General features: G+C 62.5%; 1 protein-coding gene. It reads right to left on the bottom strand.

Translation table 11 applies throughout. From position 1 onward, the window contains the following. Positions 1–873 (bottom strand): glycosyltransferase (locus tag E5W87_RS31960; protein ID WP_292406888.1); only part of this gene is annotated, 873 nt, incomplete at its 3' end. Positions 874–1,023: the final 150 nt, after the last annotated feature.

Raw genomic sequence — 1,023 nt, forward strand, 5'->3', positions numbered from 1 at the left:
GAGCCGCTCTGCATTGGCCACGACATAGTCGACGATATCAGCCGCCATGACCATCTCATGCGCTCGGTACGCCGGCGATTGCTGCACATGGCCGCCGGCATAGGCGATGTTGGTGGATGCGTTGGCCCCGTGCAGGCGGTAGAGGCCAAGACATTCCGACAGGAGCAGGCTGCCGGCCGCCAGATGCGCACATGTCGCCGCGAGATAGTCGGTTCCTATCCTGGCCTTGAACGGGAACGCCAGAACCGGTTCCAGCGCGGCGCGCCGAAAGACCATCGACGATGTCGGCGCCCACATCCAGCCATACGCGCCAGGCTTGAAATACGTGATCGGATGGTCCGAAGCATAGGCGATCTCGGGTGCCATCGCGGCAAGCTGTTCGCCGGGCGGGATGGCGATGCCGGGCCCGGCCAGGCTGGAACGCGGCTTTCGCAATTCAATGTAGGTGCCAGCCAGCAAGCTGCGGTCGCGGTCGACCAGAAAGACATCGGAACTGGACAGCGACGCCGGGCGCGTCGCATTCAAATGGGCCGCAAGGTGCGCCACGAGAAAATTCGGCAACCAGATATCGTCGGCATCGAGGAACGCCACGAATGGCGCGCCGCATGCTGCAAAACCATCGCGGAACGATTCAAGCTGGCCACCATTTTGCGAACGCGCCAACAGGCTGAAGCGCGGGTCATCAATCGCTTCGAGTAGCCGGCGGACGTAATCGGCCGAGCCGTCGGTCGAAGCGTCATCGACGATGACGCAGTGCCATTTCTGATAGGTCTGCGCCAGGACCGAGCGGATCGCATCCTCGACATAGTCGCGATAATTGTGACAGGTGATGACCACGCCGACACGCGGAAGCTCAAACCGTGGTGGCTGCATCTGTTCGGCCTCGCCCCTGTCGAGTTGCCCACTTGTTAGTCGACGTGGCTTCTTGTCAACACGAGGTACTCTTGCTGCGAGCGGGCCTTGGTGGAATCTTACGCCGCGGCCAGCAGGCTGGCATTGCCGCCCGCAGCCGTGGTGTCGACG

Source organism: Mesorhizobium sp. (assembly GCF_004962925.1).
In the GTDB taxonomy this organism is placed as follows: domain Bacteria; phylum Pseudomonadota; class Alphaproteobacteria; order Rhizobiales; family Rhizobiaceae; genus Mesorhizobium.